Source organism: Sphingobacterium micropteri (genome assembly GCF_014692515.1).
In the GTDB taxonomy this organism is placed as follows: domain Bacteria; phylum Bacteroidota; class Bacteroidia; order Sphingobacteriales; family Sphingobacteriaceae; genus Sphingobacterium; species Sphingobacterium micropteri.
This window is the reverse complement of the sequence record NZ_JACOIK010000002.1, coordinates 292,408-308,869: the sequence shown is the minus strand read 5'-3', so window position 1 is coordinate 308,869 and position 16,462 is coordinate 292,408. Positions and strand designations below refer to the sequence as shown.

At 45.2% G+C, this 16,462-nt stretch carries 8 protein-coding genes; all 8 read right to left on the bottom strand.

Annotated features, from left to right (window positions below):
• Positions 1–31: 31 nt before the first annotated feature.
• The 8 genes from H8B06_RS03860 to nagA all read right to left on the bottom strand — a co-directional run bounded on the left by H8B06_RS03860 (position 32) and on the right by nagA (position 16,459).
• A complete protein-coding gene (locus H8B06_RS03860; protein ID WP_190992981.1) occupies positions 32–1,462 on the bottom strand; it encodes a DUF4623 domain-containing protein in 1,431 nt (476 codons plus the stop codon).
• Between the two features lie 32 nt (positions 1,463–1,494).
• The gene (locus H8B06_RS03855; protein ID WP_190992980.1) at positions 1,495–3,309 is read right to left on the bottom strand and encodes a RagB/SusD family nutrient uptake outer membrane protein; all 1,815 of its coding nucleotides are present in this window, start codon (positions 3,307–3,309) and stop codon (positions 1,495–1,497) included.
• Positions 3,310–3,330: 21 nt separating this feature from the next.
• Positions 3,331–6,795: a SusC/RagA family TonB-linked outer membrane protein gene (locus tag H8B06_RS03850; protein WP_190992979.1), complete on the bottom strand. Its 3,465-nt coding sequence runs from the start codon at positions 6,793–6,795 to the stop codon at positions 3,331–3,333.
• 234 nt (positions 6,796–7,029) lie between these two features.
• A complete protein-coding gene (locus H8B06_RS03845) occupies positions 7,030–8,784 on the bottom strand; it encodes a RagB/SusD family nutrient uptake outer membrane protein (RefSeq protein WP_190992978.1) in 1,755 nt (584 codons plus the stop codon).
• A 2-nt stretch (positions 8,785–8,786) separates the two neighbouring features.
• The gene (locus H8B06_RS03840; protein ID WP_190992977.1) at positions 8,787–12,110 is read right to left on the bottom strand and encodes a SusC/RagA family TonB-linked outer membrane protein; all 3,324 of its coding nucleotides are present in this window, start codon (positions 12,108–12,110) and stop codon (positions 8,787–8,789) included.
• 150 nt (positions 12,111–12,260) lie between these two features.
• Positions 12,261–13,487 (bottom strand): exo-beta-N-acetylmuramidase NamZ family protein, encoded by a 1,227-nt coding sequence (locus H8B06_RS03835; RefSeq protein WP_190992976.1) that lies wholly within the window; start codon positions 13,485–13,487, stop codon positions 12,261–12,263.
• Positions 13,488–13,607: 120 nt separating this feature from the next.
• Entirely contained in the window at positions 13,608–15,278 is a 1,671-nt protein-coding gene (locus tag H8B06_RS03830; protein ID WP_190992975.1) for a glycoside hydrolase family 10 protein, read from the bottom strand.
• 62 nt (positions 15,279–15,340) lie between these two features.
• On the bottom strand, positions 15,341–16,459 hold the full coding sequence (gene nagA / locus H8B06_RS03825) for an N-acetylglucosamine-6-phosphate deacetylase (protein ID WP_190992974.1): 1,119 nt from the start codon (positions 16,457–16,459) through the stop codon (positions 15,341–15,343).
• Positions 16,460–16,462 lie beyond the last annotated feature (3 nt).

The following is a 16,462-nucleotide window of genomic DNA, read 5'->3' as shown; positions in this document are numbered from 1 at the left end:
TTGCCGCAGGCAAGCTTCGTTGTCTATATTTCTATTCTTCCTCTTCCAATTGCTTTTTCGGCACTTCTATAATCACAAAGCCGGCGTCTGTAGCACCTGCGAATAATTGCAGTACGCTATCATTCCCTTCTTCATCTTTGACGACTTTAAAGCCCGTTTGCGAAGCCGGAGCGCCATTGGGAATCGTCGACAAGTTGTACTGATATATGGGCTGCTTATCAGTCTGTTCAAAATTAGCCAATGCATCGGCGACACTGCTTCCTTTTGTAATATTATATAGATAGAGCGTGGAGACATCACCCGGGCCACGCGCCACAGATATCATCATCAAGTAGCGTTCGCCATTGAACTCAATCACACGAGCATCCGAACCTTTTGGAATAGACGATGCTCCCAAGGAGTAGGATATCGAACCTCCCGAACTGATCACGGAAACCGGCTGCGTATTACTCGTAATGAGATAGGACTCGGTATTCCCTATTTGAAGATAAGAAGACCATTGTCCGTAGGTGAATGGGACGGAAAGTACCGCCGGCTCTGTAATCTGCGAATAATTAGAAACTTTCAGCCGTAAAACTGGACCGGTGTCACTAATGTAGAAAATATAGCCATTTCCGTTCTGATCCAAATTGAATGACACATTGTCCCCATGTCTGGTACCTGCTCCCGAAACGGTAGCCATATTAATCTGCGTTACCTCCGGTAATTGGGTCGGATCTGTCCAATGATAAATCTTCAATGGCGAAGCGGCCGCACCAGAAATATTTGCTACATATGTATGACCATTAATCTGCGCTCCTCCAGAAACAACAAGCGAACCGGCAGCAACATTCCCGACATTCAGATTAATCCGGTTAATGGTATTATTTTTCAGATCACTGACTTTCAACAGGTGCGCATCGGTGACTGAGAAAGCCGATCTGCTGACGATGAGCACATGCTCTCCGTCAAAGCCGGTACCCCGGGTTAGCTGACCCGTAAAGGTAGCATATATCGGATTTCCTAATGGATTTGAAGAATAATCGTATATTATCGGCGTGCTGAATTCTGCACCAAATACTGGCACGTTCAGACGCAGTTTCACCAAGTATTCGCGATAGCGGGGATCGTTCTGTACTTTCACCACGATTACCTTTTCCGTTTTTCCTTCTTCGAACACAACGGAATACGTTTCCTGATCCAGTTTTGCGCCGTCCGAAAGTAAAGCTTCAAAACGCAGGTGTTCAAAATCGGTTAACGTATCCAATCTCGGGAACGAAACTTCTTTCGTTTCCTCATTGATAGTCCCCTCCACCACTCCATTGCCAGCCTCACCGACATTAACGATTTTAATCGATTTCAGCACGGTCATCTGCGATGTGGTATCTATCCCGCCGGGTAAATCATCCTCACAAGAGAACAGGATGCCCATCAACAAGATACACATTGACCCGATTGCTGTTATTTTATATACTGATTTCATGCGGTATATTTTTAATGTTTAACCTTATTTTGTTAGTTCTGTGGCCAGCCTTCCGTCTGTGTCAGTTCGTATCCTCTTATCACATATTCATCCATCTGCACCAAACCTACAGGGCTTAAATAAGGATTCATATTTGCCTGGTTTAGGAATGGTAGACGTGGTCTATTGCTCTGGTGTTTGTAGAACCCTTCCATATCCGTATCATTGGTACCGTCATAGATTGTTTCCGTACCATCTTTATCTATCACCGACAAGACACCTATATTCTTTGGATCCAGCTCATCCGCAAGTTCAGTTGGAAAGTTGACCCAACCGCCGGACAACAGGTCGGTATTCTGATCGTTATCCATATATTCCAGCTTCGACCAACGGCGAAGATCTTCCAAACGGTTCGTTTCAAAAACAAATTCGAGACGACGCTCCCGACGTATTTCCCATAGCAACGGTGATACGCTTACGTCCCTGTCCGGGTCATTCGGCAGCGCGCCGAGAGACAATACTGGCAGTTTTTGCACACCTCGGCTTATCGCTTCAGCAGCCAACGGACGATTCCGTATTTTGTTGATGGATTTATCGAGATCATCTTGTGTCACCGCAGCTCCACCCATGCCAGCCAACTCTGCTTTAGCCTCAATCCAGTTCAGCAACACTTCTGCATAACGCAACACCGGTGCATCGGTTTCGTTCCTATTCGATGTAAATTCCGTAGGAAGACCTTTGCCCGTTGCAACAGATTCTTCTGCCTCCCGGGAAAAATATTTAGTCACGTAAAACAGTGCGGACCTGTTCAGCAGGTTAGGTTTGCTGTAAAACGTGGCTTCAAAACGAGGATCACGCGACTGGATCATACTGGTCAAATCAAATTCGGACGCATTCGCTACGGCAGAATTGCCCCATGTCTGACCATCGGTACACAAATAGGCTTTCAGCAAATCCGTCGTCGGTCCGTTGTTGGTGGATTCCGACAGGTTGCACTGAGAGGCAATAGCGTGCGTCACACCCAATGCAGCATCATAGCCTCTGTATAGCACCATATCTTTATTGCCTTTTAAATCTTTGGACGTAAATAACGATTTATAATCGGTCACGATATCATATTTACCACTACTGATATCTATTTGAGCCGTTTCTACCGCCAATTCATAGAATTTCTTTGCCTGTGTAGGGTTGTTGTAATAATACTTCTGCCAAGAGGCTTCATTTAATGCTAGCCTGGAGATGAAGCCCGCTGCGATATACCTGTTCAGTTTCTGGTCATCACCATCGCTTGTACGGATATTTTCCAGCACATATTGCCAATCGTCATAAACATGGTTCATCACTTCGTTGCGCGGTGTCCGGGGTTTGTACAGTTCATCAAAATCGGCATCAAACAGCTCAAAATCATAATACGGCACATCACCATAGCTCTGTACCAGTTCACAATAACGGAAGGCCCGGAAAAACTTACCGACAGCTGTCCAGTGTGCCTTTGCATCCTCGCTAAGGATATCACCCATACGGGTTTCAATGCGATCCAACATAATATTCAAAGATCGAATATTCGCGTAGCTCCATATCCCCGAATTGGGTACGGATCTGGTAAAATTGGCTTGATTCCCCAGACTTACCACGTCATCTGTGTTAGTAGATGACGCCATGGGAGCCGTTCCGTAATTGAACGCGATACCATAACCATTAAAAAAATCAGCGTAATATTTATCGGCATACATACGGATCTTCTCTTCACTTGTCCAGCCATTGGTATTATCATCCAGCTCTGTCAGAGGCGGTCGGTCTAAAAACTTATCACAACTAGAGAATAATAACAGCAGAACAGCATATACAACTATATATTTCGTTTTCATAACTTTCATCATTTTAAACCATTAAATACCAATTTGAACACCGAAAGATGCCGATTTGAACGTTGGATTCGATGTTCCCGTCCGACCTAAGTTGTAGGTATTCAAACCATCATCTTTAAGCATGGAAACACCGGAAATCGCTTCCGGATCGATTGGCAATCCTCGAAGTTTATCGAACGTAAACATGTTTTCCAGCGAAATAAATAACCGGACATTGGACAGCTTTGCTTTCTGTAAAAAGGATTGCGGCACCGTATAACCAAAAGTGATATTTTTGATACGGAAATAGGCCATATTCAGCATATAACGGGATTGTGCACGCATCACATATCCTTCATTAGCACCGTTGAGGTTCCAGGCTCTCGGATAGAACGCTTCCGTACGATCAGGCCGCCAGTAATCTTCCGCAATTACCTTTGGCATAGCACCCTCTTTGGCAAAATATCCCGGAACAGCTAATTGGCCAGTTCCCCATATTTTCCGCTGCCCTACACCTTGCATGAACACCGCCAGATCAAAACCTTGCCAGTCGGCACCGACACGGAACCCATACTGATAGCGTGGTGTAATGTTGCCGATTACGACTCTGTCGCCGGGGTCGCCATTCGTACTCTTTCCGGCATCGATATATCCATCGCCATTCACATCCACGAATTTGATATCGCCAGGACTAATCAACATGGTCTGGTTACCATCCTCAAAATAAGTCTGATATACCGGATTATCGCCGGCTAACATATTTGTCATCTTTCCTGTCCCATTGTATACGATATTGGTCTGCACAAAATCTCCGTTTGCATCATAGACGAAATCTTCGGCCTGAAATAAGCGGTCGGTCACAAAACCGTACACATCGCCATAGCGTCTGCCGGTAGAAAAGGTAGTCCCCAACGATCGGTCCTCCCAAGGCGTATTCCAATCCGCCCCTTTGGTCGTAAATGTCATTGCATCCGAGATATTGGCCATGACATTTAACCCGATACCGTTTGTAAAGCGATGATTGAAATCAAATTCCAATTCCCAGCCGCGGGTACGCAGGTTACCATAATTCCCTAATGGTGCCCCTGTGCCTAATGTTGCAGGTGGAACCTCTCCCCCGACAATCATGTCCTTTGTCGCCCGCTGGAACCATTCTGCTGTAACTCCTAGCTTATTATTGAAAAAACGTAAATCCGCGCCTATATTCAGGTGCTCAATACGCTGCCAAGTCAATCCACTGCCCACCAGACGAGGTGTACCAATCGTAGTTACCTTATTCCCATTGGAAAGCCAGTTTGACTGTCCGGCTACCATCGTCGGCATATAGAGTCCGTTGCTGATAGATTGATCACCGATAGAGCCCCAGGAAGCCCTGAATTTCGCAAAACTCAATATTGGATTAAGTGATTGCATAAACTCTTCTTGCGACAACACCCAACCACCTGAGAACGAGGGATACCAACTCCAGCGCATGTAGTCTGGAAATAGGGATGATGCATCATAGCGCAGATTGGCTTCCAGTAGGTATCTATCCCGAAAAGCATAATTTACCCGACCGAACATACCGATCTGTGAGTCCCATCCTCGGTCTCCACCTGTCGTCATTACACCGTTGGTAAACGTGAAGTTCGGATTATCACTGTTAAAAACACCAGTTTTGTTAGACCAATGTGATTTGAAATTGTAGGCGGTTAGATTCGTTCCCACCATAAACTTGAACTGATGATCCTCCGGAAGCGCGAAATTATAGGTAGAATAGGCATTCAGCGTATGTTTTCTGCGAAAATTAGAGTTTTGATAAAAGTAACTGGCAGACGGCAGCACATAATCCGTCATCGGGAACTCATAAGCGATCATGCCATCGCCTGGATTAGTGACCGGATTTCCAGACTCATCTACATAGATCGTCCTGCCATCAGCATCTTTCATTTCGTTTACACCGTACCAATGTGTTCTAGCTTGAAGCGGTACAGTTGCAGATTCAAAATCATAGTTTTCAGTACTATGCGAATAATCAGCCTGTATATCCCAGTTCTTTGTGAGATTAATGGTCGTTCCCAGATTGAGATTTAAATACTTTTTATTATCAATGGCGTCTTTGGATGTTTTCGCCGTCCAGGCTGGATCAATCATGTCATGCCCATTTTGCTGCACACCGATCGGGAACAATAGGCTCCAACGGTACAGGTATAACCAAGGATCCGCACCGAAACCGGCCGAATTGTTGGAATTTGGATAGCGCTTTGTCCCATCGGAGTAAATCAGTCCGCCCCGCATCGTGATCGCCTCATTTACTTTAGTGGACACATTTAGTGTACCATTGTAGCGCCTGAAATCGTCGTGATTAGCAGGTTTCATCATTCCTTGCTGTCCTAGATAACCGACGTTGATATTATAGCTGGTATTACCGGTTTTACCGTTCAACCCCAGATTATGCAGATTGGAAAATGGATTATCTTTTACCATTGCTGCCACGGGGTCATAGATTCGGTAACCGAATTTCTGCGTACCGTCCCACCACCAGTCTCTGCCGTAAACCACCGGATCTTCATTACCGACGACACCGCCATATTTCGTTTGCCATTCACGGATTTTTTCGAGGCTGTTGCGGTCTACACGCCAAAAACCGCCAGCTGCGCCGGCAGCGTTCATGTTTTCATGGGCATCGACCGTGTATTCCAATCCGGCGATTCCGGCCATCTCGATATTCTTAAAGGGCTTCTGCCAAGAAAGATTATTGGAATAGGTCACGGTATTCATATCGGTTTTTGCACCTTTCTTCATGGTAATCAAGATGACGCCAAATGCTGCTTTTGCTCCATAAATCGAGGCTGAAGCCGCATCTTTGAGGACCGATATGCTTTCGATATCACTGGGATTAATCATTTGGATGCTGGGCACTTCTACGTTGTCAACCAAAATCAACGGATTACTTCCTCCGTTAGGAGATCCGACCTGCCCGCGGATTTTCATGATCGGGTCGGAACCAACTTCACCACTGGGAACAACCACCGAAAGTCCGGGAACAACTCCCTGTAGCCCACGACCGGCATCGGAAATCGGTCGCCCGCCCATAGCTTTTTCCACGTCCACGGAAGAAACCGCACCCGTCAAATGGGCTTTCTTCTGCTGACCGTACCCCACCACCACCACTTCTTCCAACGGGTTATCCTCCACCTGCAGTACCACATTAATAGTATTGCTGGACACCACAATGTCCCTAGGTTGATACCCCACATAGCTGAAACGTAGCGTTGCACCGATTGGCGCGTTGATTGAGAAATTTCCGTTGTCGTCCGTAAAAACAGAGGTTGCCCCCTCTACCACACTTACGGTAGCTCCAGCAATCGCTCCATCAGCGCCGGTGACCCTACCCTTTATGACGTTCTGGACTGTATTATCCAGAAACAAGGAGGCTGCGCGTGCGGTCGGAGATGCTGCTCCCGCCACAGTTCCCGCCGAAGCAATTAACCCTAAAGCAACAGAAAATAGTAATGATTTTCGCATAGCTAGTTAGTTTATTTAGATTGTTAGTATAATAGGTTACATTCTGCATGTTTTGATTAAAACAAAAACATAAAACGCTAAAACCTGCACTAATATAGTTAACAAAAGTTAAAAAACAAATTTTTATGCATTTTATATAGTGTTTTTGTCAAAAACAAAAAAAACACGCATAAACGCGTGTTTTTTTTTAAGAAATCAAATTAATCCGTATTTACACTGGATCCTGTACTATCTTTACCATTCTGGATTTTGCTTCAACTCAACGCCATTGCTTTCATAAAGTGAAATCTGGTCCAAAGGAATCGGATCGAGGTAAAACTTGTCCTGTACCGTCCTCTTAATAGACGCTGAAGGTATAATATACCCTTCATTTGCACCATCGATTGTGATGCCGTTCAATTGTTCGTCTGTATAATCTGCTTTTACGATATAAACACCTCTATTGTTCGTCGGATTTTTGTCTGTATCCGCATACTCCAGCTTTTTCCATCGGCGCAAATCGTTCAGCCGAAGTCCTTCAAACATCAGTTCAGACCGGCGTTCGCGTCTTATTTCCCAAATCAGGCTGGACACTGTTTGATCCCGCGCCGGATCATCGTAAGGAACGCCGTTTACAGCAGGTTGATTCCCTACCAATTCTAATCTCGGCAGGCCAACTCCGGTTCTGTTGCGAAGGACGTTGATCGTTATATCAAGGTCGCCTTGTGTCAGCGTTCCCAACTCGGCCACGGCTTCCGCATAATTAACGAGCACTTCTCCATAACGGATAATCGGTGCGTCGGTAATATTCAAGGAGCCAGTTCCCACGGTTTCATTCCGCAGGCTTTCGTTCAGAAATTTCTGTACGGCGTATCCTGAAAGGGCAAAGTTGCTCCTCACATTCATCATGCGGAGCTCCGGTGCAATGGTTTGTACTAAGCGTCCATCACGATCACGTAGTGCATTGGCTACCGTCCGGTCATTTTCGTAACGCGACGACAAACCGATAGGCAGTCCGTCTGACAATAGATAGCTATCTAGTGCATTTTTGGACATCCCGGCCTGCGGCTCCAGGTTGTTGTACGACATCGCGCTGTGCGACAAAATGCCTTCCGCATATTCTTTAAACAGGATAACTTCGGAGTTTCCTTTAAGTGATTCCGAAGCAAACAAAGCACGATAGTTATTGGAAACCGAAAAAGCACCACTCGTGACCACCTGCTCAGCCGCCCATTTCGCGGCCTCCAGATATTCCGTTGCTTTCGCTTCATCGACGCCATGGTATTTCAACCAGGTTCCTTCAAATAGAAATACCCGGGACATATAGGCCAACACCACATATTTGTTGACGGCTTGTTGCGCCGGTCCATCGCTGGCACGTACATGTTCGGCGGCAAACCTGAAATCTTCCAATACCTTGTCCATGACATACACGCGCGAGTCACGTGGACGGTATAAGTCGGGGTCGTCCTCCGTTAAAACTCGATCAATATAGGGCACATCCCCGAAAGCATTCACAAAATTTGCATATTCTAAAGCGCGGAAGAATCGCCCTACACCCAGCCAGTGGTTCTGAACTTCTTCAGCGAGTTCTGCAATCGGCACACTATTGATAAAGTGATTGGCTTTTCGAATACGGGAATAATAGGATGTTACACCAGCTGGTGTTTGACTTGCAGGCAAAGTAGGTGACCAGCCTCCACCCGAGGTCGGCACGTTGATCACAAACTCGTCCACAACGATTTCATTCGGGCTTATCGGTATAAAATCATCGTTGATAAACTGCCCGTCATAGAAAGTTCCCCTACCAAAACCACTGCCATATCCTTTGAAATAGGAGTTATAAAAACCAAAGGTATAGGTCCGGATGTTGTTTTCGGACGACCAGAATGCTGGATCCGTCAATTGATCTAGCGGATCTTTGGTCAGAAAATCATCGCCTAAAAAATCTTTAGAGCAGGATGTCATCGATAAAATACCTGCTATGGCTATATATTTAAGTAGTTTCATCTCTAAAAAGTTAATTGAAGCCCTAATGAAAATGTTCTGCGGTACGGGTAGGAGCGACCGAATGTATTTAGATCATTGCCTGATCGACCAAAAGCATTGGAATCATCTCTTCCTTCCACGGTGTAATCTATTTCTGGATCGACCGGAACGTCTAAATTATCAAATTCCAACAGGTTCTCGCCCGAGAAGAATACCCTTAGTTTCGAAATTTTAGCTTTTTCCATCACCGATGAAGGTAACGTATATCCAAACGTTAAATTTTTTAACCGCAGATAAGACATATCCAACAGATATCTCGTTTGCGGCATGTGGTTCAACGTGGTATTACTTTGTCCCTGATCAGTGGGCCGATAATAGAACGCTCCCGTATTCTCCGGTGTCCAATAGTCCATTTGATGTGTATACCACGCTTCCGCAGGCCTCCAACCCGGCACGATAAAATCTCCTCCTGCCCAAATGTCACGTGAGCCGACTCCTTGCAGGAAGAAGCCTAAATCAAATCCCTTATAGTCAAAATCTGCGCGGAAGCCATACTGATACCTTGGATTGGAATTACCGATGATTCTTCGATCACCGGGATTCTGCACTGTACCATCCCCTATACCGATCACACCGTCTCCATTCAGATCTTTATATTTTATGTCTCCCGGACCAAATTTAAAATTTGGGGTTTCATAAAAAGACTGTGAAGGAATCCCTTCTTTTAACGTATATGTCCCATCTGGATTTGCAATGAAGTCATCAACTTGAAAAAGGCGATCAGTCTCATAACCCCAAATTTCGCCGATAAGCTTACCTTCGTAGTTGGTGGAGGTACCGTTGACATTTACTTGAGCTTGTCCATCGAACTTGGTGATCGTTTCTTTGAAATCAGACAGCTGACCTGCCAATCGCATATTCAAACCATTGCTGAAACTATGATTATAAGCTAATTCCAATTCCCAACCGTTGGTCTGCATCTCGCCAAAATTACGCAAAGGTGAGAGTGCCCCAAAACTAGACGGCAATATCACACCCCCCGTAATAAGATCCGAAATCGTCCTTCTGAAACGGTTGAACGTCACATTAAATTTATTCTGGAAAAATGCCGCATCTATTCCGATCTCTTGTGTTGTTACCGTTTCCCAAGTCAGATCTTGAGAAACAATGGTCGGCGTCGTCATCGTATTCTGATTAACCCCATCGATCACCCAATTCGTTGGGGCCTGGCTTAATGTAGACAGATATAGCCCAGTAGGCACCGTTTGGTTCCCGACACTACCCCAGGAAGCTCTTACTTTTAAGAAATCCAGATAAGGTTTGGTCCAGTCCATAAACTCTTCCTGAGAAAGCACGTATCCGGCAGACATCGCCGGGAAAAAGCCCCAAACGTTTTCTTTATTGAATCGAGAGGAACCATCATACCGAGCCAGTACTTCGAAAAGATATTTGTTTTGGTAATCATAGTTAATACGCCCGAAAAAGCCGAGTGTAGACCAATGCGATGCGCCCGAACTTGTCGTCTGGTCGCCCGTGGCCAAACCTAACTGCGGATAACTTTGGTCAAGAAGCCCGAGCCGTTGCCCCCAAACGTTGTCCGATTCGGCTAGCTCGGCATTCGCCCCAGCCATAAACTTAAAGTTGTGTGCGTCGTCAAAGCTTTTATCGTAGGTCGCATATATATTCGCGACATGCCGGGTACTCATGCTACGTTCTTTTCTCGCCCGGTCGTGCGTCGCACCGGTGTACGTCATATAATCAAAATCTGTTTTGTTCCAAAAATCCCAACCCGTTACGCTACCACCATTGATATCAAACCGGTTGAGATACTGTGAATAGGTGTAGTCGGCATCCAAGGTTAGGCCCTCCATAATGGTTGCCTGCCCCCCGAATGAAATACGGGTCATGTTCAGCGTTCTTACATTCATGTTTGCCTGCTGCACATCTGTTATCGCATTTCGCATGGGCAATCCGTCGATCGTTCCGTAAGGAAAATTTCGCGGCCAACGATACATGTAGAATATAGGCTCGAATACGTCGCCATTAAAGGAATAGGGCTTACTAACATCCGAAGCCGAATACAAAACTTTCGCAAAACCTGTCAGCCAGTCATTGAGATCGGCATTTATGCCGAGATTAAAATTATATCGGTTGTATTTATCCGGGTTTTCTTTCAATATACCCGTTTGGGAGACCAATCCAAATCCGGCGTTGTAATTTACTTTATCCGATCCGCCGGTAATACTCAGGTTATGGTTTTGTTGCGGTGTAAAGTCGCGCATAAACATACTTTCTGCATCCCACGGTCGGTGGAAATAAAGAAATCCGTCTTTCACTTCCCAATCTCGTCCTTCCACCATCTCCAAACCTAGATTTTGCCCTCCGTATAGGCGTTCCCACTCTTCCATTTTCTCGATGGCATAGTCATCGTAACGAGTACCTAAATTGTTATAGCCCGTTAGCGAGGGATTCGTCCGCTGTTGCGCGAGCAACCCTGCTCTCGCTCCTTCTGCACCTCCTGCAATAACAGGTGTTGTTGTCGGTTTCTGAAGGGCTATGTTATTAGAATAGTTGATGGATGTCTTTGTATTTCTTTTACCTGATTTCGTTTTGATCAAGACAACACCCCATGCCGCTCTTGATCCATAAATGGCGGCCGAGGCATCTTTGACGACGGACATGGTTTCAATATCCGTAGGGTTGATCATGGACAGACTTGGTACTTCTACCCCATCCACCAGTATCAATGGCGACGCGCCGCCCTGTGTCTGCAACGATCCGCTGACACCGCGTAACCGAATGGTCGGGTCGCCTCCCAAATCTCCGCTTGGCGTCGAAACGGATAAACCGGAGACAGCACCTTGCAAAGCTCGCCCCACATCGGTAATCGGGCGCGTTTCAAAGGTCTTCTCCGTATCCACAGTGGACACAGCTCCGGTAATATTAGAACGTCGCTGCGAGCCGTATCCCACGACGACCACTTCGTCCAATGTCGTGTCTTCGGCCTCCAAATTCACATCCAGCGTATTACCAGAAACGACAACATCTTTGGCGTGGTATCCTAAATAGGTAAAGCGTAATGTCGCTCCCATTGGTGCTTGGATAGAATAGCTCCCCTCTGCATCGGTACTGGTGGAAGTTGTTCCGCCAACTACAGCTACCGTTACACCGGCAAGGGGTCCCTCCGCACCGGTCACCCGACCCGTAACCGCATTTTGGATGTTGATATCGGAAACGGATACCGGAGGTTTACCCTCGCCGATAGGGTACCCTCCCCCATAGGCCAACGAACCAAACGATACTGTTGTTAGCCCAAATGCAACAGAAAATAGTAAAGATTTTCGCATAGCAAGTTAGTTTATTTATAATGTATCAATTACTTCTAATAAGATTCATTTTTGCGGCTTTAGTTTTACAATTCTTGTAAAAACGTATGTTATGAATACCCGACGGTTTTTTTGAATAAAAAAACACGCACAAGGCGTGTTTCCGATTTTCTACTCAAAATCAGCATACATTAAATATTTCGCACGCATTTCTTTGTAAGCTTTTAGCTCTTCTGCCCAGCTGTCACGAATTTCATTTTCTGTCTTACCGGCAAGAATTTGTTTCCGCAATTCATCGGTTCCTGCGAGTTTGTCAAAAAACTCCGGACGAGCAAAAAACTTGCTTTTATCCGGCATTTTATGATAAAAGTCCAACAAGTATTTCAACGTGAATTTTTCATTGACGGCATCCACATTCCGCAAATCAATTCCATAGCACAAATTATCCTGCTGCTCCACGTGTGCGGCCATTCCCGGCCGTGTACCCGGTGTAAAGGTAAATTCGCCAAATACGGGATCTGGATAACCCACTACCTGAAACGGCCAATCTGTTCCACGCCCTATACTGATATCGGTTCCCTCAAAAAGGCAGAGCGACATGTATAATCTTACAGAGGCATAATTCGGCAAACTAGGCGATGGAACTACGGGCAGCTCATAAGGTATATTGTGATCCCAGTTCTTTACGGGAATCACTTCCAAATCACACTGTTTACCATCGTCCAACCAACCTTCTCCATTAATCATTTTCGCCAACTCACCTACCGTTAGCCCATGGATCATCGCAATTTTATGATAGCTGATATTCGCTTTAAACTTATCGTCCTTTCGTATCGGACCATCCACTTGATCCCCATTGGGATTCGGTCGGTCCAGCACAATTATTTTTTTACCTTGGTTTGCACAAAGCTGCATTACCCGATGCATAGAGGCTACATACGTATAAAACCGAGCGCCTACATCCTGTAAATCGAAAAGCATAACATCCACCGACCCTACAATAGAATCTGCCTTCGCATTCTCACCATACAACGTGTGCAACGTAAGGCCTGTTTTTTTGTCGACCGTATTATCCACCTTTTCACCACGCTCAATATCTCCCCGAAATCCATGCTCTGGTGCAAAGGCAAATCTTAAGTCTACCTTCTCCCGTAACAATACATCTACCAGATGCTCCTTCTCCTCTCCCACTATAGAGGTCTGATTACCCATCAAACCAACTTTCTTTCCTTTTAGTGAAGGCAAATAAGCAGAAAGCTGATCAGCACCAGGAATTATTGGGTCGTTCATTTGAAGCTTATCGGTTCCTGCGTTTTTATCGCTATTTTGCTTACTTCCATCAGCACATGCCGCAAAAGAAAATGCTAAAAAAAGCAATAAATGGGTGAATTTTTTCATATTTATGCGTTTTTAATTTCACAACAAACATAAACAAGAAAAATTAAAACAAGAAAAAAGACGCTACTTTTTTTATAATGTAGCGTCTTTTTTAAACCTAATAATACGGTTTTATAAAGTCTATTTCACTTTTTTAGCAATATAATCGCTTTCGTTGCTCAACCGATCGATAGCTTTTACAGCAACCGTTTTTAGTGGTTTTCCATTTTTTATTTTCGGATAACTTTTTTCTGTCTGTTGTCCATCCAATATTTCATATTCCCATACATCGCCATATTGCGCATAGGCAACCCATTGGAATACTTGATCAGGCTGCTTATGCAGCCATTTTGCAAATACGCTGCTGGTTTCTTCTGTCAGCAACAAACTGGGTGTCAACAATGGATTTGCATGTAACCAAGGTGATCGGGGAATTAATGCCTGGTGGCTATAGGGGCCAGTTTTCATGGCTTGCACCATACCGGGGCTGTTCGTTAACCCAGCAATACTCCAATGGATAGCGCCTACACTATTAGGGATCAGCTTCCGGGTCTCTTCAATCTGTCTGACAATTTCCTGCGGTCTGTTTGGCGCTCGTACTTCTACCGTATTTAATCCTGGCCAAAGATGCCGTTTGTGTGTATTTTCCGACTCCCACCATCGCAAAAGGGCTGTAAAACTTTGCCGAGGCGGATCAATAGGCCAGTATAACTGGGGAGCAAAATAATCTATCCATCCTTTATTCAACCACAATTTGGCATCCGCATATAGTTCATCGTACTGAGAAGAACCTGTTACACCTGATGGATAACCAGGTTTCCATATCCCAAACGGACTAAGCCCAAATTTTACAAAACTCTTTTCGGCTTTTATTTCCTTATATACGCGTTCTATAAAACGGTTCACGTTGTCCCGGCGCCAGTCTGCTCGCGACAATGTCCCTCCCGCTCTACGATAGGTATTCCACGAAGCATCATCCGGAAAATCTGCCCCTCCGTTATAACTCGCATAGGGGTAGAAATAATCATCAAAATGAACGCCGTCTATATCATATCGTTTTACAATATCCAGCACTACTCTCGCCGCATGATCTTGCGTATTAGGATTAGCCGGTTCAAACCAATACATGCCGTTTTTGAGTCGAACAACCATATCGGATGCTTTACGCACCATGGATTCACTAGTCACCGCCCCACCCGTAGAATGATGCGCGCGATAAGGGTTTAGCCATACGTGAAGCTCTAATCCACGTTTGTGCGCTTCCTCTACCCAAAAGGTCAATGGATCATAGTAAGGGTTTGGGCTTTTGCCAATTTGTCCTGTCAAGAAATAAGACCATGGCTCATGCGGACTGTCATACAGGGCATCTGCTGACGGCCTGACTTGAAATATCACTGCATTGAAATTATTCTCCTTTAACAAGTCCAACAGCTGTATGGCTTCTCGTTTTTGTGCTTCGGTGGAGTAATTTCCTTTACTTGGCCAATTGATATTGGCAACTGTTGCAATCCAAGCACCTCTAAACTCTCGATTAACGTCGGGTAATTCGACGCGTAAAGGAACTTCCACAACGGGTTTCTTTTCTTCGACAACGGGTTTCTCTTCTGGAATCGATTTTTCAACCGCCGACGCAGCCGCTGCTTCTTCTCTTTTTATAGCCTTCGCCTCTTCACTTTCCGCTTTTACTATTTCTACTGCGGGCGACTTCAATTCCTTCGAAGCTCGCCTGTTCTTGCGGGAAGCACAAGAAAGCAACACTGTGGAAAAAATCAAGGCAACTATTACTACGTTTTGTAACCATGGATATTTCATAGGGTACAAAACTAATGTTTTTATGTATATGAAAATGTTAAATTGATTGAAGTCTGATCCATTTAAGCTACAACCTTTTCCCCTTGGCAATACACAGCATGAACATTAAAGCCAGCATCAAACACCAATACATTTGCCCGTGATCCCGCATCGAGATTCCCAATATCGGATCTTCCAATTAAATTTGCCGGATAGCAGGTCGCCATCCGAACAGCCTCCTCCAAGGGTATACCTACGTATTCGACACAATTTCGCATGGCACCCAGTAACGAAAGTGCGGAACCACTCAGCGTTCCGTCAGGCAAGATATAATGATCGTCATTGAGCACATGCTGATAAATTCCTTTATGGCATGTTGCAACCGCATCGGTAATCAGAAATAAACGCCTTCCCATCAACTCTTTTGCAATTTTTACCGCTTGAAAATCCACATGTATACCGTCTACGATAATCGATGCAGAAACTCCGGGATGCCTAAATACGGCTCCCGGGAGCCCAATATCACGATGATGAAAAGATGACATCGCATTCCATAGATGAGTAGCTGCTTTTATGCCTTTATCGAAACCCTGCATACCCTGTTCAAAACTGGCAGCACTATGCCCTGCACTAAGCAATATGGAACGTTGTACAAGCAAGTCCAGGCTCTCCGCATTGATTTGTTCAGGAGCAATTGTCATCATTTTAACAGCACCTCGATCTTCCTCCAATAAATCTGAAATGAGTTCGACAGATGGCGATACAATGAGCTCCGCAGGATGCGCCCCTCTTTTTTGCGGATTGAGAAAGGGCCCTTCTAGATGCAACCCTATAGCTGATTGAGGCTGATAGTTATTAAATATGCGTATAGCCTCTTTAAATACGGCTATCGTATTCGTCGCTAAAGTCAAGACAAAAGAAGTACATCCTTGCGCTAGCAGTCGGCGCTCAATCCGGACAATGCTTTCCGTTGTCAATTCGGCTGAAAAAAGGTCATCGCCGGCACCATATACCTGTAAGTCAACAAGCCCCGGACAGATATTAGCACCCTTTGCATCGATCCGCTCTGCTTCTTCAGGGACCGCAGATGCAGGACATATTCCGACAATCTTCTCTCCTTGCATAACCAAGGCATGATCTGAAAAAACATGATCTCCATTGAAAATATGGCCGTTCATCAATGCAATTTTACCTGTTCTCATTTG

Bases quoted from the DNA above. Each gene is read 5' to 3' on its own strand.
- H8B06_RS03860 (WP_190992981.1), bottom strand. From the start codon at position 1,462: ATGAAATCAGTATATAAAATAACAGCAATCGGGTCAATGTGTATCTTG.
- H8B06_RS03850 (WP_190992979.1), bottom strand. From the start codon at position 6,795: ATGCGAAAATCATTACTATTTTCTGTTGCTTTAGGGTTAATTGCTTCG.
- H8B06_RS03855 (WP_190992980.1), bottom strand. From the start codon at position 3,309: ATGAAAACGAAATATATAGTTGTATATGCTGTTCTGCTGTTATTATTC.
- H8B06_RS03835 (WP_190992976.1), bottom strand. From the start codon at position 13,487: ATGAAAAAATTCACCCATTTATTGCTTTTTTTAGCATTTTCTTTTGCG.
- nagA (WP_190992974.1), bottom strand. From the start codon at position 16,459: ATGAGAACAGGTAAAATTGCATTGATGAACGGCCATATTTTCAATGGA.
- H8B06_RS03845 (WP_190992978.1), bottom strand. From the start codon at position 8,784: ATGAAACTACTTAAATATATAGCCATAGCAGGTATTTTATCGATGACA.
- H8B06_RS03840 (WP_190992977.1), bottom strand. From the start codon at position 12,110: ATGCGAAAATCTTTACTATTTTCTGTTGCATTTGGGCTAACAACAGTA.
- H8B06_RS03830 (WP_190992975.1), bottom strand. From the start codon at position 15,278: ATGAAATATCCATGGTTACAAAACGTAGTAATAGTTGCCTTGATTTTT.